The following is a 19,892-nucleotide window of genomic DNA, read 5'->3' as shown; positions in this document are numbered from 1 at the left end:
GCAAGTTTTTTGCCTTGAAGGCAAGGCCGAATGGGGCGAAAGCCGCTTTCCATCCTGATTTCAGCGCGAGGAGGCGGATCGCGCCACCCCGGGGGATTCCACGAGGATCCTGCCGACGCCGTGAACCCCGGGCGGCCGTCGGGTCGGGCCGGCAAGGGGCGGCCGGCCTCCCGGACGTCGTACGCGGTCGCCCTGCCGTGTTCTGCCCCGGCCCCTGCCTGCCGCACGGTCCCGCCCCGGTGCGGTGGCCCGGAGCCGGGGCGGGGGTTTCGCGTCCCGCCGGGAACCTACGGATCTACGGAAGTGCGGACGTTTCGGAGTGCTGGTCCGGCCACCGCTCGCCTACGATGTACGGCCGACCCGGCCGGGGTGACGGGGGCATGGCTGGAAGGAGACGGCAGGGTGGACCAGGAGAGGACCGGGCAGCACCGGCGGCCCCGTGCGCGCCGGCGCGGCCAGGGAGAGCTGGAGGTGCAGGTGCTGGCGGCGCTGCGCCAGGCCCCGGGGCCGGTGGACACCGCCTGGGTGCGGGAACGGCTCGGCGGTGATCTGGCGTACACCACCGTGATCACCATTCTGACCCGGCTGCTGGCCAAGGGCGCGGTGGCGCGGGAGAAGACCGGACGCTCGTTCGTGTGGTCGCCGACGGCGGACGAGGCGGGGCTGGCGGCGCTGCGCATGCGGCGGGTGCTGGACGGGGAGAGCGACCGTCAGGCGGTGCTGGCGAGCTTCGTGACCTCGTTGCCGCCGGGGGACGAGCGGCTGCTGCGGGAGCTGCTGGAACGGGCCGAAGAGCCGGGGGAATGAGGCGGTTGTGGGGGTCTTCGTCTTCCTGCCCCTGGTGCTGCCGCTGACGGCCTGGCCGATCGCGCGCCTGGCCGAGCAGCATCTGCACCCGCGCACCGCCACGGTGCTGCTGTCGGTGGCGGCCGGTGTGCTGGCGGTGTGCAGCACGGTGTGCCTGGTGCTGCTGATGGTGGTGGGCACCGCGCAACTGCCGGGCAACCCGCTGCCGGACGGCTGGTCCGACGAGGAAGTGCGTGAGGCCGTCCCCTACGACGAGGTCGCGGGCCGGGTGGCCATCCCCGCACTCCTGGCGGTCGTGGCGGCCTGCGCGCGGACGGTGTGGGTGCACCACCGGGTGCGGCACCGGGCGGCGCGGGCGCTGACGGGCGCACGCGGCCGCTCGGTGGCGGTGCTGCCCGACGGCGAGCCGTACGCGTACGCCCTGCCCGCCGGCGCGGGCCGGCGGGGACGGGTGGTGGTGTCCACGGCGATGCTGTCGTGCCTGGAAGGCGGCGAGCGGCGGGCGCTGTTCGCGCACGAGCGGGCGCATCTGGCCGGCCGGCACCACCGGTACCTGCTGGCGGTGCACCTGGCCGCGCGGGCGAACCCCTTCCTGCGGCCGCTGCGGGAGGCGGTGTCCTACACGGCGGAGCGGTGGGCGGACGAGGAGGCGGCGGAGGCGGTCGGCAGCCGGCGGGCGGTGGCCCGGGCGGTGGGCAAGGCCGCGCTGGTCTCCCGCGGCACCGGTCCGGCCGCGGTACTCGCCCACTTCGCCGCGGCCGGACCGGTGCCGCGGCGGGTGGCCGCCCTGCTGGAGCCGGCTCCGGTGGTGCGCAGCTGGCCGCCGGTGTTCACCACGGCAGGGCTGGCGGTCTGGACGGCCGCGGCGGGAACGACCGTCTCGGCGCTGTCGTCGGCGAACTCCGCCGTCACCCTGTTCCTCGTGCTGAAGGCGGCCACCCCGCTGTAGGCCCAGGGCGCGGCGGACCTCGCGGACACCTCCCGCACCGCGGGGGCGGTGGGGGAGGTGTCCGGGCCGCACCACCGCGGCCCGGACAGGGATCGTGCGGGTCAGCCTTCGTCCTCGCCGCCCTCGTCATCGTCCTCGAAGGCGTCGCCGATCTCGTCGACGACCTCGGCCGCGACCATTCCGCCGGCGACGCCCACCGCGAGTCCGGCCGCGCCCGCGGCGACGGCGGTCCCCATGCCGGGGCCGGAGCGGTGGCCGTCGTGATGTTCGACGTGGTGGTGGCCGCCGTAGGGGTCGGCATGGCCGTACCCGACGTGCGCGGTGTGTGCGGCGCGGTGCTCGACGAGCTGCCGGACCCAGCCGTCGACCTCGGTGTTCCAGTCGCGGACGTCCTGGTGGCCGACGGTGAAACGGGTGAGGACGTCGTGCCCGCCGGAGAGCAGGCCGCCGCGCTTGTCGGCCTCCAGCACCACCTCCACGCCGCCGGGGTGGGCCAGGAAGGTCACCTCGATCTCGTTGACCGCGTGCGCGTACTGCGCAGCGGGGGTGAGCTCGATCTCCTGGTAGAAGGGCAGGGTCTGGCCGGTGCCGTGGATGCGACCGTACTCCAGGTCGGCGGACTTGAAGCCGAACCCGAGCTGTCCCAGAGCCTGCAGGATCGCCTCCTGCACGGGCAGCGGACGCACCGACAGCGGGTCGAGGTCGCCCTTGTCCTTCGCGCCGGCCACGGACAGTTCGGTGCGCACTCCGAGGACGATGCCCAGGGGCTGGCCGTACAGCTCTGTGACCGGAGTCTCCCACGGCAGCGTCACCGTGAACGGAACGGCGCGCTCCTCGCCCTCGGCCAGGCGGAAACCGCCGGCGACGGTGAAGCGCTCGAAGGCGATCCCGCCCTCGGACTCGCCCTCCTCGTGCTCGGCCTCGACGCGGGCGATCAGCTCCAGGGTGATGTGCTCGATGTCGAAGTCGGCGTTGCCGCCCTTGAGATGGACCTGCCCGGACAGAGGGCCGCCCGGCAGGGCCGCGCCCGGGTCCAGGACCGTGTCCACCGTGGGGCCGCCCACACCGAGCGAGCCGAGCAGCCGTTTGAACACCATCGCGGCGTCCTCCCTTGCGTGTGCGTGTGCGTGTGCGTGTGCGTGTGTCTGTGCGTGTGGAGGCGCTCGGCGCCGCGGCGGAGGAGCGGAGGCCGTGCCGCGTACGGCGCCGAGCGGCCCTCGGGGGTTACTTGGCGGTGGTGTCCAGCGCGGCCAGGGCCTGGGCCCAGCGGACGTACTTCAACCCGGCCAGGTCGGCCACGGTCCTCACGCCGAACGCCTCGTCCAGCAGCTCGCCGTCACGGTCGGAGACACCCTTCAGGGCGGAGACCGGCGCCTGGAGTATCTCCGGCAGGGCCTTGTCCGCCCACGCCTTGTCCAGCACCTTGTCCAGGTCGATCGAAGCCACTTGCGCCCTCCCAGGCTGACGGTGTGTGAGTGAGGTTCGGGAGCGGACCGCGGTGCGAGCGGAACGGCGTCCAAAGGCGCGCCACCGGACGCGGAGCGCCACATCCTTCGCCGGAACCACACCGGCCGGTCCGTGCGTTGACCGACCGGTCCCGCTGCCCGGTCCCGCGGGCCGTGGATCGCCGCACTGCGCCCTGGCGGAATGCGCGCGGGCAGCGGGTGGCGCACACGACCTCCTCGTGTTTTCTACATGACTGTAGAAGGATAGGGGGTGCCGGCACCTGATCGGGGCGCACCGAGGCGATCGGAGCGGGAAAGGCCGGAAACAGGCCCCTGAACGGGCGTCACCTCCCTGTCCGCCCACCGTTCGTCCCTGGCCGGTGCCGTTCCGGGAGGGAGCGGGCCGGCGGGAGCGAGTGATGAGGAGATGAGTGTCACCCTCGCATTCGGCCACCTCCGGTGGTCTGTTCGCCGGTGGTCTGGGCATGCGGCAGAGGACCCCGACGCGCATGACGAGGAGAGTGCGGATGCTCGCAGCCTGGACCGGATCGTGGAGCCTGGGCTGGAGCACCGCGATCTTTCTGGTGGCCGCGGCCGTCACCGTGGTGTGCAGTGTCCGGCTCGCGGCGCTGGGCGACACCCTCGCCGACCGGACGGGCTGGGGCGAGGCGCTGTTCGGCGCGGTCTTCTTCGGGCTGATCACCTCCCTGTCGGGCATCGTGATGACCGCGGTCAGCGCGGCGGACGGCCAACCCACCCTGGCGTACGGCAACGCGGTGGGCGGTATCGCGGCGCAGACCCTGGCGGTGGTGGTCGCCGACGCCTCCTACCGGCGGGTCAATCTGGAACACGCCGCGGCGTCTCTGCCCAACGTGCTGTTCGGCTGCCTGCTCATCGCACTGCTCGGCCTGGCGCTGATGGCCTCCTTCGGCCCCGAGGCCACGGTGCTGGGAGTGCACCCGGCCTCGCTGGTGCTGGCGGCCTTCTACTGGGGCGGGATCCGGCTGATCCGTGATCAGGAGGAGCCGATGTGGCGGGCGGTCCGCACCCGCGAGACCGTCCCCGACACGCCCGACGAGGAACGTTTCGCCGGACGGGGCAGCCGCGGTCTGTGGGGGGAGTTCCTGGCGGTCGCGGCCCTGGTCGCGCTGGGCGGCTGGGCCGTGGCGCGGGCGGCCGGCAGCCTGCTGGACGTGACCGGCATGAACGCGGGCTTCGTCGGCGCGGTCCTGATGGGCGGGGTCAACGCGCTGCCGGAGACGGTGACGGCGGTCGCGGCGGTACGGCGCGGGGCGGTGACCCTGGCGATAGCGGCCATCGTGGGCGGCAACTGCCTGGACGTGCTCAACCTCGCCATCGGCGACCTCTTCTTCCGCGGTGGCTCCCTCTACCACGCGGCCGGCTCCGACCAGCTCTTCCTCACCGGCGCCGCTCTGCTGATGACCACCGTGCTGCTGGGAGGCATGCTGGTGCGGCAGAAGCGTGGCTGGCTGCGGCTCGGATTCGACGGCATAATGCTGCTCTCCGTCTATCTGGGAAGCGCGGCCGTCCTCGCCCTCTGACAGAGTGGCCCCGGGCGCGGCGGACCGCCCGCGCGGCCTTCCGCGCCAAGACCTGCCCCTGTGCCGGTTCGGCGCAGGACGGCGCGTCAGCGCACCGGGCCGCAGGGCCGTGCACCACAATAGGGCGCCGCACCGCCCCCTTCCGTCACACGCCCCGTGGACGGGACGCACAGGAGGTCCAGCCCATGCGGCGCATCCGTGTCCGGCGCGCCCTCGGCGCGCTCACCGCGCTCACCCTCGTTCCGCTCGTCGCGTGCGGACCGGACGCACCCCCGGCCGTGCCGTCCCCGTCGGTCACCGACGCGGAGCCGGACGCGCCGGCGGAACCGACCGCGGCCGCGAAGCCGTTCGTCCGTGACCTGGGGAAGCTGGAGCGCGAGTTCGACGCGCGGCTGGGCGTCTACGCCGTGGACACCGGCACCGGACACGAGGTGGCCTACAACGACGGCGAACGCTTCGCGTACGCCTCCACGTTCAAGGTGCTGGCCGCCGGCGCCGTGCTGCGGAAGCACTCGCCGGACGGAATGGAGAAGGTGATCGAGTACTCCGAGGACGACCTGATCGCCCACTCCCCGGTGACCGAGAAGCACGTCCGGACCGGGATGACCCTGCGTGAACTGTGCGAGGCCGCCGTCCGCTTCAGCGACAACACCGCGGCCAACCTGTTGTTCGACGCGGTGGGCGGCCCCAGGGGGCTGGACGCCGTGCTGGAGGAGACCGGTGACGACGTCACCCGGATGGAACGCCGGGAGCCGGAGCTGAGCCGGTGGGCCCCGGGCGACACACGGGACACGAGCACGCCGCGCGCGTTCGCCGCGAACCTGCGCGCGTTCGTCCTCGGAGACGTCCTCGGCGAGGGCGAACGCGCACAGCTGGCGAAGTGGCTGCGGACCAACGTCACCGGAGCCGGGCTCATCAGGGCCGGCATGCCCGAGGACTGGGTGGTCGGCGACAAGACCGGGACCGGCAGCGGCTACGGGGTACGCAACGACATCGCCGTGGTGTGGCCGCCCGACGCCGCTCCCATCGTCGTGGCGATCATGTCGAACCGAGGCGAGGAGGACGCAGGCCACGACGACGAACTGATCGCGAAAGCGGCGTCGGTGGTCGCCGACACGCTGGCGTGACGGCGGGTGAACGGGTGCCCCGACAGGGGTCTCAGCCCGTCGCGCAGGCGGTGCACGCGGTGGCACGCTGCGGATCGTAGCGGCGGCCGCACGCGCACCGGGGCCAGTCCAGGCAGGACGGGCACATGGTGTACGGGGCGGCGACGGGAACGCCGCAGGTGCCGTTGCGCCCCTCGCATTCGGGCATGGGCCGGTGGGTGACGGCTTCGGCCGGGGTGCGGTCCGCGGGTGTGGCGGCGGGAGCCTCCCGGTCGTCGCCGTCCTCGACGGGCCGGGTCCGGGGCCGACTGCCGCAGTGGGGGCAGGGCAGGTCGGGGTCGCCGGGGGTCCAGCCGTCGTCGCAGCGGGCCGGGCAGCCGCCGGGCGCCAGCAGCCATACGGCGACGTGGTCGGGCCGGTGGCCGCCCCCGTGCTCGTCCGCCTCTCTGCTCAGGGGGCGGGAGGCCCAGCCTCCCCACCAGCGGCGGTCGATGCGGGCGGTGAGCTGGGCGACGGTGTGGTACCGCAGTTCGGCGCGGATGGTGTCGATGACAGCGGGAGGAGCGGTGCCCCCGCAGGCACGGACGACCTTGTCCGGCAGGGCGGCGAGGACCGCGCGGACCGGGTCGGCGGAACCCGGGGCGTTCCGGCAGGCGTCGCACTGGCCGTCCAGCCAGGTCCTGGGGAAGTAGACCCGTTCCCGCCGCGCGGCCCCCTCGCCCGGCCTGCTCACCTTCTCCGGACTCCGCGGCCCGGACTTCCCGCTCCCCGCTCCGTCCCCCGGACGGGCGGGGAGCGGTGCGTGGCAGGTGCGGCACAGGCCGCGGCAGGACCGGCACCGGCCGCCCTGCGCGGAGGGAGCGCTGCAGCCGGGGCACTCGCGGCGGCACACGTCGCACAGGTGGTCTTCGGGATGGGGGACGGGCAGGGGACGGCTCCTGTCCTGGCAGCGCAGGCACTTTCCGGTGTCGATGTCGCAGGGAGTGGGGAGGAGGGGCATGCCGGGGCAGGTGCCGCAACGCACGGCGACGCGCTCTTCGGTACGGCGAAAGATCATGCCGTGCTCCCGCTCCGGTTGGCTGTGATCGGTCCGGTGCCAGAATGCCACGCCGCACCGACACCGGGTCCGGCCCGCCCGGGGGCGTACGATCACGCGAGGACGCCGCACGGAACAGCGGACGTGCCAGGCGATGGAGGGACGAGGTGGTGGACCGATGTGGCCCCGGGTGGACGGCATGCGCGCTCTGGAACTGGGCACGCCGGGGAGCCTACGGACCAGGCTGAACGCGCTCGTCCTCGCGGGGACGAAGACCACCACGACCGGTCTGCTCCAGGAGTACGCGCAGGAGGCGGAGGGCCTGGAGTACGCGGGTGAGAGGCTGGCGCTGCTGGACGACCACGGCCGACGCGTGGCCACCGTCGAGATCACCGGTGTCGAGGTCAGGCCCTTCGGTGAGGTGACCTGGGAGCACGCCGCCGCCGAGGGGGAGGGGGACGCCTCCCCCGAGGAGTGGCGCGAGGGCCACCGCCGGTTCTGGGAGCGCATCGGCACCCCGGTCACCGACCGCACCCTCGTGGCCTGCCTGGCCTTCCGGCTCGCGGAGGAGGGCTGACGGGCCCGGTGTACGGCTCCCGGCCGCCCGCTTGGCCGAACGCCGCGGGAGGGCGGAGCCGCGGGCGTCCCGGGAGATCGACTTTCGCAACCGCGACGGGTGAGCGACCCTGGAACAGGACGTTCGAGGGACGGGGCCGCGTGAGGGCGGGCCCGACCGCCGTGGAGTTTCCGCCGGCGCCCATGGCGGTGCGGGCGCCCGTGCCGAGCCCCTCGCCCGCGAGCCGAAGCGGCTCACCCGCTCCGGCGCACGCGGCCGGGGCGGCGCGGAGGCGAGAGAGGAGCTGCGATGCGACGCGGCGGACCTTCGGTACTGGGAATCGTGCTGGCCGGCGGAGCGGGCAAGCGGCTGATGCCGCTCACGGCCGACCGGGCCAAGCCCGCGGTCGTCTTCGGCGGGACGTACCGCCTGGTCGACTTCGTGCTGTCCAACCTGGTCAACGGCGACATCCTGCGGATCTGCGTCCTGACCCAGTACAAGTCGCACTCGCTGGACCGGCACATCACCACCACCTGGCGGATGTCGAGCCTGCTGGGCAACTACGTCACGCCCGTGCCCGCCCAGCAGCGCCTCGGTCCCCACTGGTACCTGGGCAGCGCCGACGCCATCCTCCAGTCGCTGAACCTGGTCCAGGACGAGCGCCCCGACCACATCGCGGTCTTCGGCGCCGATCACGTCTACCGCATGGACCCGCGGCAGATGCTTCGGCAGCACATCGACGGCGGCGCCGGGGTCACCGTCGCAGGCATCCGGGTGCCGCGCGCGGAGTCCTCCGCCTTCGGCGTCATCAAACCCGGTCCGGACGGCCGGACGGTCGAGGGCTTCCTGGAGAAGCCCACCGACCCGCCCGGCCTGGAGGACGACCCCGACTCCGTCCTCGCCTCCATGGGTAACTACGTCTTCACCACCAGGGCGCTGGTGGAGTCCCTGTTCAAGGACGCCGAGGACGAGAACTCCGCGCACGACATGGGCGGCTCCATCCTCCCCATCCTCACCGAGAGCGGCGAGGCGCAGCTGTACGACTTCAACACCAACCACGTGCCCGGCGAGACCGCCCGCGACCAGGGGTACTGGCGTGACGTGGGCACCCTCGACGCGTACTACGACGCCCACATGGATCTGATCGCCGAGCGCCCGGCCTTCAACCTGTACAACCGCGACTGGCCGGTCTACACCCACTCCTCCCAGCTGTCGCCCGCCCGGTTCAACGCCGGGGGCATCGCGGGGGAGTCCATCGTCAGCGCGGGCTGCCTGATCCGCGGCCAGGTGACCCGGTCGGTCCTCTCACCCGGTGTGGTGGTCGAGGAGGGAGCGGTGGTGCAGGACTCCGTCCTCCACGACAACGTGCGCGTGGGGCGCGGCGCGATCGTCAGGGGCGCGATCCTGGACAAGCACATAGAGGTGCCGCCCGGCGCCGCGGTCGGGGTCAACGAGCAGCGCGACCGGGAGCTGTACTCCGTCTCGGAGAACGGTGTGGTGGCGCTGGGCAAGGGGCAGCGCGTCCTGTGAGACGTGCGGCGCCCCGCCCCCGGCCCGGGCCCGGCACCCGACCGAGGCGGGGTACCGGACCCGTGGACGCGCCGGGGTCAGGCCGGGCGGATGTTCTCCGCCTGCGGGCCCTTCTGGCCCTGGGTGACGTCGAACTCGACCTCCTGGCCCTCGTGCAGCTCGCGGTAACCCTGTGCCGCGATGTTGGAGTAGTGGGCGAAGACGTCGGGGCCGCCGCCCTCCTGCTCGATGAAGCCGAAGCCCTTCTCACTGTTGAACCACTTCACGGTGCCCTTGGCCATGACCGTCTCCTTCTCCTTTGGGGGACCGGGCCCACCCTGTGGGCCCGGGAGGTGATCGCCCTGGTCCGGAGATGAGCTGAACAGCGAGAACGCCCGTGATCGTGACCACGGGCGAACGAGACTTCGGAACCACGACTGCTGTTCACGACGCTACACCGCACGGTCGGCGGCCGCTACCGACGCGGCCGGGCGTGCCCCGATGGGCCGCACGGACCGGCCCGGCCGCCTGGGGACTCACGGCCCGGTCGCCCGGCCCCGGCGTCCGCGGCGTCCGGCGTCCGCCGGCGGGGCGTTGTCAGTGATCGCACCTATGTTTCAGCCGTGTCCCGCCGCCGCGGCGTGGACGGTCCTCTGAGGCATGGGAGACGGTGCGTTGTCAGACTGGGAGAGATCGAGTACGGCACGGGTGGTGCCACCCGCACGGCCGCGCAAACTCGCCAAGGTCCCGTTCGTCGAACTGGCCGACGGACGGCTGCAGGGAGTGGTGTCCAGCGGTTCGGACGTCGCACGGGTCTACGTCTCGTCGGTCGCGGCCGGCGACTACGCGTTCGCCTGCAGCACCAACAACAACCGGCCGTGCGGCGGCGCGCGGGGCTCGTTCTGCAACCACATCCGCGCCCTGGTCGGCGAGGCGGTGCTGCAGTACGGAGCCGAGCGCGTCGCCCGCTACCTGAGGGTCGAGACCGCGGAGGAGGGGCCGGACGCACCGGCCATCACCACCGCCATGGCGGGCACGCGTCCGCCGCAGGGTGACACAGGGACCGCCGCACCCGTCTTCAGCCGGTTCCTGCGCCACCTGGCCTATCTGGAGCTCGCCCCGACCACCGTGCCGCTGCCGGAGATGCACTGGTTCCCGCCGACCAGGGCGGTGGCGTGATGCGCGCCGACCTGCTCGCCGAGCCCGTCGACGGGCTCGGCGAAGCCCTGGCGGCGGTCGACGCCTTCGACCGGACCCTCGTGGCCGGTCTGCTCCGGCCCCGGCCCGCCCAGGCCGCGGGTCTGGCCGGGCTCGCCGACGCGGTCGCGGGGACCCCGCTGGCCGCCAGGGTCGCGGAGGCGGCCGAGAAGACGACGGCCGGGGCCGCGGGCGAGGAGCACCTCACCGCGCTCGCCGCCGCCCGCGCCGCGCTGCTCGGGTCCGTCCACGACGCGCTGACGGCCCGTCTGCGGGAGGCGACCGGCCGGGCCCGCGCCGAGGAGACGGCGCCCGCGCCCGGTGTCCGGCAGGAGACGAACCTGCCGGCCGCCGCCCGCTCTTGGCTGGCCGATCTGGCCCGCGCGGGGTGGCAGGGCATCGGCCACGAGCTGGTCTCCGCATCGGCTCAGGTGGTCTCCGCGATGCTCCCGGATCCGTCCCTGCGCCGGTTGGCCGTACTCCTGGACGGCTTCGCCGCCGAGCTCGCCGCGTCCTGTCCCGGCGCGGCCCTGGAGCGCGTCCCGGCGAGGCGCTGGGCCGATCTGTGGTCGCGCGCGACGCTGCTGACACTGCCCGGCGCGGCGGACACGCCCGCGGCCGGTACGGCCACGGGCCGCCTGCTGCCGCTCGGCGTCGACGTGCACGAGCACGCGACCGCCGTGCAGGCACAGGTCCACGCCGTGTTCGAGCCGGCGGACGGCTCCACGTCCCGCCTGGTGCGGGCCGGTGTGTCGGCGCCCAAGCCCGACACGGTCGTCGGGGCCGGTCTGTGGCAGCTGCTGCGCCCCCACATGTCGCTGCTGGCCGCCACCGGGGAAGGCCGCTCGATGGATCTCACCGACATGCCGGTCACCGCCGGCGGCGACCTGGTCTGGGACGACGGGCACGCCCGCCCGGGCGAGCCCGCCGACGCCTTCGCCACCGCCCGCGTCGCCCTGCAGGCCGCGGCCGACGCGGAGACCGCGCCGCTGGACCGGCACCCGGCGCGCATCGCCGTCCCCGTCTTCCTGGAGGGCTACACCGCGCGGGAGGACGGGGGCACACTGACGTTCACCGTCGCCGGGCATCCGCTGGCCGTCGACACCGACCGCATCCCGGCCGCGGGCCCCCTCACCCCCGAGGCCGTCGCGGCGTCCGGCGCGTGCATCGGACTCCTGCGCTGGGACGCCGGGACGTACCGCGTCCAGCCCCTGGCCGTCGAGACGACCCTGCGGAAGAAGACCGTCCCGCTCCACGCCGGAGGGTGGGCCGCGGGCACGACGGACAAGGCCGGGATCAGGGCCGAGAAGGCAGCCACCGCAGCCGTGGCCGTGCTGCGGGAGCGGGCCGGGAGGCTGCTGCGGACATGACCGAACACACCACCACGCCCCCGCCCGGGCACGCGCCCGTACCGGACACCGGGACGGACCCCCTCGCCAACCGCAGGCAGGTGCTGTACTGGCGGCTTCTGGCCCGTCTGTTCGACCACGAGGAACAGACCGCGCTGGAATCGGCGAGCCTCGCCGTGGTCGAGGACATCGGCCTGCCGCCCGCGCTGCTGGATCCGCACGCCTCCGTCGACTCGGTCGTGCAGCGACACCCGGAGCTGGCCGCCGAGTTCGACGGCCTGATGGCACCCGATCCCGATCCCGGAACCGACGGCGGCGCACGCGACCGGGCCGCCGAGGTACGGCGCGCGGCGCTGGCGTCGAAGCTGCTGCTGGGCGTCTTCGCCGCGGGCTCCGGCACGGTCACCGCCGGGCAACTGGCGCGATGGCAGTCCGACGCGGGCTGGCTGGAACGCGCGCTCGGCTGCGAGCCCGGCGGACTGCGCGGCGGCCGCCCCGGTGCGGCCGCCGGTCCGGCCGGTACCGGCGGCCGGGGCACGGCCCCCGGCCTCGGCCGGCTGATCCCGGAGATCGGCCCGGAACTCGGGGCCATCGAGGCCGACCTGGTCAGGCGGATGCATCTGCGCGAGGTGCTGGCGGACCCTCGGCTCGCCGCGCGGCTGACTCCCAGCATGTCCCTGATCGAGCAGTTGCTGCGTGACAAGAACAACCTCTCGGGCGTGGCCCTGGCCAATGCCAAGGCGCTCATCCGCCGCTTCGTCGACGAGGTCGCCGAAGTGCTGCGTACCCAGGTGGCCAAGGCGGCGGCCGGAGTCCTGGACCGCTCCGTCCCGCCCAAGAGGGTGTTCCGCAACCTCGATCTCGACCGCACGGTCTGGAAGAACCTCACCAACTGGGACCCGGAGGAGGAGCGGCTGTACGTCGACCGCCTCTACTACCGGCACACCGCCCGCAGGACCACGCCCCAGCGGCTGGTCGTGGTGGTGGACCAGTCCGGCTCCATGGTCGACTCCATGGTCAACTGCACCATCCTCGCGTCGATCTTCGCCGGACTGCCGAAGGTGGACGTCCACCTGATCGCGTACGACACGCAGGCACTCGACCTCACGCCCTGGGTGCACGACCCCTTCGAGACCCTGCTGCGCACCACTCTCGGAGGCGGCACCGACGGCACGGTCGCGATGGCGCTGGCCCAGCCGAAGATCGCCGAGCCCCGCAACACCGTCGTGGTGTGGATCTCCGACTTCTACGAATGGCGGCACGAGCAACTGTTCGAGTCCATGGCCGCCGTGCACCGCTCGGGAGCCAGGTTCATCCCGGTCGGATCGGTGACCAGCTCCGGACGCGGCAGCGTCAACCCGTGGTTCCGGGAGCGGTTCAAGGATCTCGGCACACCGGTGGTCTCCGGCCACATCCGCAAGCTCGTCCACGAACTCAAGACCTTCCTCGCCTAGAAAGGCCACCGACATGTCCGACCTGCTGCGCGCCCCCGCCGAGATCAAGTACGCCGAGGAGCTCGACTGGCTGGAGTCCGTCGACGACAACCCCAAGCCGTTCTCCTGGCGCCTGTCACCGAAGATGGTCCGCCTGTTCATCCTCGGCTCCGAGCGGTCCGACGGCCTGGACAGGGAGATCCCGCAGAAGTGGTTCGGTGACCGGAGCTTCGTCGAGCGGTCGATCGTCACGCTCGCCTCCGACCGCGGTCTGCTGCTCATCGGCGATCCGGGCACCGGCAAGAGCTGGCTGGCAGAGCTGCTGTCCGCCGCGATCTGCCGCAACTCCACCCTGGTCGTCCAGGGCACCGCCGGCACCACCGAGGACCACATCAAGTACTCCTGGAACGTGTCGATGGTCATCGCCAAGGGCCAGTCGCGCGAGTCGATGATCCCCTCCCCGATCATGACCGCTATGGAGACCGGTGCGATCGGCCGTTTCGAGGAACTCACCCGCGCCACCAGCGATGTCCAGGACGCGCTCATCTCGATCCTGTCGGAGAAGTACGTCTCGGTCCCCGAACTGGACGACGAGGGCATCGTCTTCGCCAAACCCGGCTTCTCGGTCATCGCCACCGCCAACAGCCGCGACCGGGGTGTCAACGACCTGTCCTCCGCGCTCAAGCGCCGCTTCAACTTCGTCCGCGTCCCGGTGGTGACGAACAAGAGGAGCGAGGCGGAGATCGTCCGCTTCCGCACCGAGGAACTGCTGCGCCGCCACCGGATCGAGCTGGACGTGCCGCCCACGCTCCTGGACGTGCTGCTGCGGAGCTTCGCGGATCTGCGCGCCTCCTCGGCGGCGGCCGGCAGCGACGACGAGAGGCTGGAGTCGGCGCTGTCCACCGCCGAGCAGATCGGTGTGCTCGAGGACGCGATCCTGCACGGCAACTTCTTCGGCGAGCACGCCCTGACCGCCCGTACCCTGGCCTCCTCGCTGGTCGGGTCGCTGGCCCGGCGCGAGCCGGAGGACCTGGCCATCCTCAACAAGTACCTGCACGGCGTCGTCGAGCCGCGCGGCAGGGAAGAGGGCGGATCCTGGCCGGAGTTCCTCGAGGGCGGCCGCGACGCCATCGCCACCCTGTCATGAGGGCCGTGAACAGGGACACCCCGGACGAGAACGCCGTGGACGGGATCACCGCCGACGGCGCCGCGGACGGCAGTACCTTCACCGCGCTGCGCACACAACTGCGGGAAGCCGCCGCGGCGTTCGCCGGCGGGCCAGACGCCCTGGAGGACATCCTGCTGGGCATCGTCGACGACGTCGACCGCGCGATACGTGAGCCGCTGGAGATCTTCCCCGTCTGCCACCACTCGCCCGCCTCGGCCACCGCGATGGCACGCCGCCTGCGCGAGAAGCGGCCGAAGGTGGTGTACCTGGAGCTGTGCGAGGACATGGCACCACTGCTGACCGAGCTGCGCAACTGCCGGCTCCCCGTGGCACTCCAGGCGTTCGCGGCCGAGGCCGACGGCTTTCCCGCCCAGTGGTCGCCGCTGTCGGTGGTCGCGCCGGTCACCGAGGCCTCCGCCGAGTACCAGGTGATCGCCTACGCGCTGGAGACGCCGGGCGTCGAACTGGTCCTCGTCGACCGCTCCAGCGATCACGTCTTCCAGTGGGACGCGCGAGGGGAGCGCTTCCCCGCACCCGGCTCCGGACCCGGGGTGCCCGACGCGGTACCGGACGGAGCGCCGGCCGGGGAGGAGGATGCCGCGCTGCACGGCGACGCGGTCGGCGTGGAGATCGGCGACCTGCGTCCCCGCTTCGCCGAACTGGAGGAGCACCTGCTGCGCCACGGCAGGGTGCGGCACTGGTCGGAATGGTGGCACCAGTACGTCGAACTGCCGCTCGGGGACGGCGACCACGACACCTATCGCCAGGTCATGTTCCTGATCGGCAGCCTCTTCAGGCGCCTGGCCCCCGGCGATCCCCACCGGGTGCGTGTGGACGAGGACCGCGAGCGCCACATGTGGACCAGGATGCGCCGGCACCTCGCCGAGACCGGCGCCGACCCCGCGGACTGCCTCTACGTCTGCGGTGCCTTCCACGCGGCCAGCCGCGTGGTCGAGTTCGGCCTCCTGGGCGCCGACACCTTCGAGATCGGCCCGCGCACCGCCACCAGGTGGCAGTACGGGCTGATCCCCTCCAGCCACGCGGCGATCGAGTCTCAGTTCGGCCTGGCCGCCGGCTCGGTGTCGATCGCCGCGACGCTCTGGGCGAAGAACCTCAAACGCACCCGTGTGAAGCCGTACCGCCTGGCGGGGCAGACGGGGCAGGCGGGGACGGGGCAGCCGAAGATGCCGGGGACCGCGGCAGCGGCGGCCCCCACGGCTCAGAGCCCGCCCCCGGACAGGCTGACCGGCTTCCTGGAGCAGCCGCCCGCGCTGGACCGGCTGGACGAGGCCGAACTGCTGGGCTGGTCGGTGGAGATCGTGCGCGCCGCGCGCCGGAGCGGCTACCTGGCCTCCACCGCCGACGCCATCGCGGTGTTCGAGACGTCGATCCTGTTGGCCGGGATGCGCGACCGGGCCAGGCCGACGCCGTACGACTTCCAGGACGCGGCCGTCACCTGCATCGAGAAGGACACCGTGCCCGGCCGGCGCGATGTGCGCCGCCTGGTGGAGACCATGATGGGCGGCGACCGGGTCGGCCGGGTCGGCTACGACGCGCTGCCGCCCCTGGCCCGCGACGTCCACGACCGGCTCGCGCCGCTGGGTCTGAAGCTCCAGCAGCGCGGCGTGCGGCGAGCACTGCTGGACATAGCCGCCCGGCCGGAACTGGAGAGCTGCTCCGACGTGCTGTGGATGCTGCGGTACCTGATGCCGCACGGCGCCGCACGGCCGATCATGGGGGAGCGGAAGCTGGGGGAGCGCCCGATCCAGGAGTCCTGGGACCTGGCGCTGGGCACCCACCAGCGCGCTCTCATCGAGCTGGGCTACGAGGGCGTCAGCATCGAGCAGGTGCTGGAGCAGCGCCTGCGCCGCACCGCGTACGACCCGCGGGCCACCGCGGCGGCCGTCCTTGAGACCGTCGAGGACGCGACGCTGTATCTGCGCAGCCGCCGCCTCGCCGGTGAGCTGGGCGACCACGCACTGAAGGTGTTGTCGGCCGAGCGCGGCGTGGACGGCGCTCCGGAGGTGCTGCGCCGGGTGCGGCGGCTGCTGGCGTACTACCGCACCGGTGAACCGGTGCTGCCGCCCTGGATCGAGTCCTTCGTCAAAACGGGTTACGCCCACTACTGCACCCTGCTGCCCACGGCGTTCACCGATGACGACGCGGGCGTCCGCCAGGTGGCGGCGATGCTGGGCTTCCTGTTCGACATGGAGGGCCTGGCGCTGTCGCTGGGGTGCGACCGCACCCAACTGGAACTGGCCCTCGCCCAGTCGCACCCGAAGGACCCGCCGAAGACGGCGCTGCTGTGGGCGGCCCGCACGCGGCTCGGGCAACTGACCCGTGCGGAGCTGCGGGCCAGGTGCGACGAGATGCTCGGCAATCCCATGGTGGTTCCCGCCTACCCGCGCTATCTCAGCGGCTTCCTGCACGCGCTGGAACCCGTCCCCGGTCTGGCCGACTTCGTGGTGGAGGCGGTGTCGAACGCGTTCGCGCGGCTGCCGGACCGGGTGCTCCTGCCGTGGCTGCCGACCCTGATCACCACCTTGCGCTCGGACGGCGCCGAACTGGCCCCGCTGCTGGTCCGCGAGGCCGGGCGGACCTTCCCCGGGCGGCTCGCGGCGCTGGATGAGTGGGTGCCGCCGTGGCGGGCGCGACCGGAGCCGGAAGCCGTACGTCCGGTGCGGCGAGCGGGCGGCGGGCACGGCGCAGCGCTGCTCACCGCCCACCCCGCGACGTGCGACGCGGTGGCCGGCCTGCTGGGCTGCGACGGCACATGGCAGAGTGCGGAGCCCGCCCCGCCGGGCGTGGCACCGGCCGGCCGCCACCCGCGGACGGCGGCGGCGCTGGAGGCGCTGCTGGCCGGTTCATGACGCCACGGGAGCCGGCTCCTCACCAGTGCCGGCTCCCGTGGCGGCCGTGCTTCCGGACGCCGTCGTCGCACCCCGGTTAGGGCGGTACCGCGTGGGTGATCAAAATAGGGGGTGTTTAACATATGAGCACCGCCTAGCTCGAAAGATGAACTTGTGACTACCACCGTGGACTCGTTCACCAACTGGAAGAACCGCGAGGAGATCGCGGAGTCGATGATCCCGATCATCGGGAAGCTGCACCGGGAGCGGGACGTCACGATCCTGCTCCACAGCCGCTCCCTGGTGAACAAGTCGGTGGTCAGCATCCTCAAGACCCACCGGTTCGCCCGGCAGATCGCCGGTGAGGAGCTCTCGGTCACCGAGACGCTGCCGTTCCTGCGGGCTCTCGCCACGCTCGACCTCGGTCCCTCCCAGATCGACATCGGCATGCTCGCCGCGACGTACAGGGCCGACGACCGCGGCTTGTCGGTGGAGGAGTTCACCGCCGAGGCCGTCGCCGGTGCCACGGGCGACAACAAGATCAAGTGCCGCGAACCGCGCGATGTGGTCCTCTACGGCTTCGGCCGCATCGGCCGCCTCCTCGCCCGTCTGCTCATAGAGAAGACCGGCTCCGGGAACGGGCTGCGGCTGCGCGCCATCGTCGTTCGCAAGGCCGCCGGCCCGGACCTCGTCAAGCGCGCGTCCCTGCTGCGCCGCGACTCCATCCACGGCCAGTTCCAGGGCACGATCACCGTCGACGAGGCGAACAACAAGATCATCGCCAACGGCAACGAGATCCAGGTGATCTACTCCGACGACCCGACGGCGGTGGACTACACGGCGTACGGCATCAAGAACGCCATCCTCATCGACAACACCGGCAGGTGGCGCGACCGGGAGGGCCTGTCCAAGCACCTGCGCCCCGGCGTCGACAAGGTCGTCCTGACCGCGCCGGGCAAGGGCGACGTCCCCAACATCGTCCACGGCGTCAACCACGAGACGATCAAGCCGGACGAGCGGATCCTGTCCTGTGCGTCCTGCACCACCAACGCGATCGTGCCGCCGCTGAAGGCGATGGCCGACGAGTACGGCGTCCTGCGCGGCCACGTCGAGACCGTCCACTCGTTCACCAACGACCAGAATCTGCTGGACAACTACCACAAGTCCGACCGTCGCGGCCGCTCGGCGCCACTCAACATGGTCATCACCGAGACCGGCGCCGCGTCCGCCGTCGCCAAGGCGCTGCCCGGCCTCGAGGCGAAGATCACCGGCAGCTCGATCCGCGTCCCCGTGCCGGACGTCTCGATCGCGATCCTCAACTTGCAGCTCGCCCGCGAGACCACCCGCGAGGAGGTCCTCGACCACCTCCGCAACGTGTCGCTGACCTCGCCGCTCAAGCGCCAGATCGACTTCATCAGCGCCCCCGACGCGGTCTCCAGCGACTTCATCGGCTCGCGCAACGCCTCGATCGTCGACGCCGGCGCCACCAAGGTCGAGGGCGACAACGCGATCCTCTACCTGTGGTACGACAACGAGTTCGGCTACTCCTGTCAGGTCGTCCGCGTCGTCCAGCACGTCTCCGGGGTCGAGTACCCCACCTACCCCGCCCCGGCGGTCTGACCCGGTGGTCCGGCCTTCGCGCCCCGTCCGATCCGGTCTCCCGGCGGGCGGGGCGCGGTGCCGGTCCTCTCCGTACGGAAAGAGGGACCGGACGCGCCTACGGCGCCGGACAGGAATCCACTGCGCCGAGACCCGTGACATCGGACAACGGCACCCGCACCTCGCCGGTCCGCGTCCTCAGCACCAGCACCCCGTCCCCGGCACGCCGCGGCTCACCGCACTCCGTTCCCGAGGGAGTCCGGACCAGCAGCCGCGGTTTCTCCTTGCCGGGCCCGTACCAGGTGAGTGCCACGCCCGTGATCAGCAGTACGGCGCACACCATGGTCAGCGCCACCCCGTGGCGCAGCGACCGTACCGCCCGCATCGTCTCCAGGTGGTCCGCGGCGTACAGTGCCGCAGCGGCATCGCCCGTCCTCGGGACCAGCGGCCGGGCCACCGGCGCACCGTGCGCGGCACGCAGCAGGAACAGCGCGCCCATCGCGCCGCACACCAGTGAGAGCAGCAGCAGTCCGCCCACCATCGCGTCATAAGGGGAGGCCAGCTCGCCCACGTCCGTGCGGCCCTTGACCAGCCCGAAGCTCAGTAGCCCCACGAACAGCCCGGCCAGACCGTTGCGCCACGCCAGGGCCGCCTCCCGCACCCGCGGCAGCTCCTCGGCCAGCGAATGCCGTGCCCGGCGTGCTGCCTCGCGGTCCGCCGGGGCCGCAGGAGGGCCGGGCGAGACCTGCGGGACCCCGGCGGTCACCGCCATTCCAGTACCACGTTCCAGTAGGCGCCGCAGCCCTCTTCGCCGGCCGGGCGCCCGGGGTGGTCGGCGGCGCAGGTGCACATCACCGGGACCCACCGCTCGCGCGGCTCCCTCCGTATCCGACGGAAGACGCGGCGGACGTGCAGATAGGTGCAGGCACACCCGCACCGGGGGCAGCGCCCGCTGAGCACCACCGACTCGTTGTCCGCGGACAGGACCCGCAGGCCGCTCGCGTAGTCGTCCGCATAACGGTCCTCGGTCTCCTCGCGGTACGGCACCGGTCCGTCCGAGCCCGTTCCGTCCGGGCCCGGTGTTCCGTCGGCCATGCCCACCCCCTTGAGCCGGTCCGTCCGGCGGGAGCCACCAGCATGCCCGCGGAACCGCTGCGGCGCACGGGGGTTCGGCCGGTGCGGCGTACCGTGCCCGGAACACGCCCGGCCGCGCGCTCGCGACACCCCGGCCGGGCGTGTTCCGGGCGGAAACGGGGCGGATTCCGGACGTCGCCGCCCGCATCCGCGCATCGGCCCGTGCGGCGGCCGGGAGGTGGGCATGATGACC

Annotated in this window: 18 protein-coding genes; 12 read left to right on the top strand and 6 right to left on the bottom strand. The window is 72.7% G+C overall.

The window, feature by feature from the left end:
* Positions 1-402: 402 nt before the first annotated feature.
* Both ACGRHY_RS00660 and ACGRHY_RS00655 read left to right on the top strand, forming a co-directional pair.
* Positions 403-807 (top strand): BlaI/MecI/CopY family transcriptional regulator, encoded by a 405-nt coding sequence (locus ACGRHY_RS00660; RefSeq protein ID WP_394633420.1) that lies wholly within the window; start codon positions 403-405, stop codon positions 805-807.
* Positions 808-814: 7 nt separating this feature from the next.
* Positions 815-1,756 (top strand): M56 family metallopeptidase, encoded by a 942-nt coding sequence (locus ACGRHY_RS00655; RefSeq protein ID WP_394633419.1) that lies wholly within the window; start codon positions 815-817, stop codon positions 1,754-1,756.
* Positions 1,757-1,857: 101 nt separating this feature from the next.
* On the opposite strand, the gene ACGRHY_RS00650 is transcribed toward ACGRHY_RS00655, so the two are convergent.
* A complete protein-coding gene (locus tag ACGRHY_RS00650; protein ID WP_394633418.1) occupies positions 1,858-2,853 on the bottom strand; it encodes a sporulation protein in 996 nt (331 codons plus the stop codon).
* A gap of 127 nt (positions 2,854-2,980) precedes the next feature.
* The gene (locus ACGRHY_RS00645; RefSeq protein WP_394633417.1) at positions 2,981-3,202 is read right to left on the bottom strand and encodes a hypothetical protein; all 222 of its coding nucleotides are present in this window, start codon (positions 3,200-3,202) and stop codon (positions 2,981-2,983) included.
* Positions 3,203-3,710: 508 nt separating this feature from the next.
* Here ACGRHY_RS00645 and ACGRHY_RS00640 point away from each other — a divergent pair.
* Positions 3,711-4,763, top strand: a complete 1,053-nt coding sequence (locus ACGRHY_RS00640; RefSeq protein ID WP_394633416.1) for a sodium:calcium antiporter — start codon at positions 3,711-3,713, stop codon at positions 4,761-4,763.
* A 185-nt stretch (positions 4,764-4,948) separates the two neighbouring features.
* The gene (gene bla, locus ACGRHY_RS00635) at positions 4,949-5,890 is read left to right on the top strand and encodes a class A beta-lactamase (RefSeq protein ID WP_394633415.1); all 942 of its coding nucleotides are present in this window, start codon (positions 4,949-4,951) and stop codon (positions 5,888-5,890) included.
* A 31-nt stretch (positions 5,891-5,921) separates the two neighbouring features.
* On the opposite strand, the gene ACGRHY_RS00630 is transcribed toward bla, so the two are convergent.
* Positions 5,922-6,602, bottom strand: coding sequence for a hypothetical protein (locus ACGRHY_RS00630; RefSeq protein ID WP_394633414.1), 681 nt, complete (start codon positions 6,600-6,602; stop codon positions 5,922-5,924).
* A gap of 502 nt (positions 6,603-7,104) precedes the next feature.
* Between ACGRHY_RS00630 and ACGRHY_RS00625 the strand changes: the two genes are divergently transcribed.
* The gene (locus tag ACGRHY_RS00625) at positions 7,105-7,482 is read left to right on the top strand and encodes an ASCH domain-containing protein (RefSeq protein ID WP_394633413.1); all 378 of its coding nucleotides are present in this window, start codon (positions 7,105-7,107) and stop codon (positions 7,480-7,482) included.
* A 288-nt stretch (positions 7,483-7,770) separates the two neighbouring features.
* On the top strand, positions 7,771-8,991 hold the full coding sequence (glgC, locus tag ACGRHY_RS00620; protein ID WP_394633412.1) for a glucose-1-phosphate adenylyltransferase: 1,221 nt from the start codon (positions 7,771-7,773) through the stop codon (positions 8,989-8,991).
* Between the two features lie 77 nt (positions 8,992-9,068).
* On the opposite strand, the gene ACGRHY_RS00615 is transcribed toward glgC, so the two are convergent.
* Positions 9,069-9,272, bottom strand: coding sequence for a cold-shock protein (locus ACGRHY_RS00615; protein ID WP_394633411.1), 204 nt, complete (start codon positions 9,270-9,272; stop codon positions 9,069-9,071).
* A gap of 358 nt (positions 9,273-9,630) precedes the next feature.
* On the opposite strand from ACGRHY_RS00615, the gene ACGRHY_RS00610 reads away from it, so the two are divergent.
* From ACGRHY_RS00610 to ACGRHY_RS00585, 6 genes are all read left to right on the top strand, one after another.
* Positions 9,631-10,149, top strand: coding sequence for a hypothetical protein (locus ACGRHY_RS00610; RefSeq protein ID WP_394633410.1), 519 nt, complete (start codon positions 9,631-9,633; stop codon positions 10,147-10,149).
* Complete coding sequence (locus ACGRHY_RS00605) at positions 10,119-11,537, top strand: hypothetical protein (protein WP_394637869.1); 1,419 nt, start codon at positions 10,119-10,121, stop codon at positions 11,535-11,537. The genes ACGRHY_RS00610 and ACGRHY_RS00605 overlap by 31 nt, the downstream gene beginning before the upstream one ends.
* Positions 11,534-12,970, top strand: a complete 1,437-nt coding sequence (locus ACGRHY_RS00600; RefSeq protein ID WP_394633409.1) for a VWA domain-containing protein — start codon at positions 11,534-11,536, stop codon at positions 12,968-12,970. The genes ACGRHY_RS00605 and ACGRHY_RS00600 overlap by 4 nt, the downstream gene beginning before the upstream one ends.
* A gap of 13 nt (positions 12,971-12,983) precedes the next feature.
* Positions 12,984-14,096 carry an ATP-binding protein gene (locus tag ACGRHY_RS00595; protein WP_394633408.1) on the top strand — a complete coding sequence of 371 codons (1,113 nt, stop codon included), beginning with the start codon at positions 12,984-12,986 and terminating at the stop codon, positions 14,094-14,096.
* A gap of 44 nt (positions 14,097-14,140) precedes the next feature.
* On the top strand, positions 14,141-16,987 hold the full coding sequence (locus ACGRHY_RS00590; protein WP_394637868.1) for a hypothetical protein: 2,847 nt from the start codon (positions 14,141-14,143) through the stop codon (positions 16,985-16,987).
* Positions 16,988-17,140: 153 nt separating this feature from the next.
* Complete coding sequence (locus ACGRHY_RS00585; RefSeq protein WP_394633407.1) at positions 17,141-18,586, top strand: glyceraldehyde-3-phosphate dehydrogenase; 1,446 nt, start codon at positions 17,141-17,143, stop codon at positions 18,584-18,586.
* 97 nt (positions 18,587-18,683) lie between these two features.
* Here the strand turns inward: ACGRHY_RS00585 and ACGRHY_RS00580 are convergent, their stop codons facing one another.
* Together ACGRHY_RS00580 and ACGRHY_RS00575 are read right to left on the bottom strand one after the other, a co-directional pair.
* Positions 18,684-19,331, bottom strand: a complete 648-nt coding sequence (locus ACGRHY_RS00580; protein WP_394633406.1) for a hypothetical protein — start codon at positions 19,329-19,331, stop codon at positions 18,684-18,686.
* Positions 19,328-19,660 (bottom strand): hypothetical protein, encoded by a 333-nt coding sequence (locus ACGRHY_RS00575; RefSeq protein WP_394633405.1) that lies wholly within the window; start codon positions 19,658-19,660, stop codon positions 19,328-19,330. Before ACGRHY_RS00575 ends, ACGRHY_RS00580 begins: the two co-directional genes overlap by 4 nt.
* Positions 19,661-19,892 lie beyond the last annotated feature (232 nt).

Origin of the sequence: Streptomyces shinuiensis (assembly GCF_043660855.1) — a bacterium.
GTDB lineage: Bacteria > Actinomycetota > Actinomycetes > Streptomycetales > Streptomycetaceae > Streptomyces.
The sequence above is the reverse complement of the archived record's forward strand: the minus strand, read 5'-3'. Positions and strand labels throughout refer to the sequence as shown.

Excerpts from the sequence above, each read along its gene's own strand:
- ACGRHY_RS00650 (WP_394633418.1), bottom strand. The coding sequence starts at position 2,853 with ATGGTGTTCAAACGGCTGCTCGGCTCGCTCGGTGTGGGCGGCCCCACG.
- ACGRHY_RS00640 (WP_394633416.1), top strand. The coding sequence starts at position 3,711 with ATGACGAGGAGAGTGCGGATGCTCGCAGCCTGGACCGGATCGTGGAGC.
- bla (WP_394633415.1), top strand. The coding sequence starts at position 4,949 with ATGCGGCGCATCCGTGTCCGGCGCGCCCTCGGCGCGCTCACCGCGCTC.
- ACGRHY_RS00625 (WP_394633413.1), top strand. The coding sequence starts at position 7,105 with ATGCGCGCTCTGGAACTGGGCACGCCGGGGAGCCTACGGACCAGGCTG.
- glgC (WP_394633412.1), top strand. The coding sequence starts at position 7,771 with ATGCGACGCGGCGGACCTTCGGTACTGGGAATCGTGCTGGCCGGCGGA.
- ACGRHY_RS00615 (WP_394633411.1), bottom strand. The coding sequence starts at position 9,272 with ATGGCCAAGGGCACCGTGAAGTGGTTCAACAGTGAGAAGGGCTTCGGC.
- ACGRHY_RS00610 (WP_394633410.1), top strand. The coding sequence starts at position 9,631 with ATGGGAGACGGTGCGTTGTCAGACTGGGAGAGATCGAGTACGGCACGG.
- ACGRHY_RS00600 (WP_394633409.1), top strand. The coding sequence starts at position 11,534 with ATGACCGAACACACCACCACGCCCCCGCCCGGGCACGCGCCCGTACCG.
- ACGRHY_RS00595 (WP_394633408.1), top strand. The coding sequence starts at position 12,984 with ATGTCCGACCTGCTGCGCGCCCCCGCCGAGATCAAGTACGCCGAGGAG.
- ACGRHY_RS00575 (WP_394633405.1), bottom strand. The coding sequence starts at position 19,660 with ATGGCCGACGGAACACCGGGCCCGGACGGAACGGGCTCGGACGGACCG.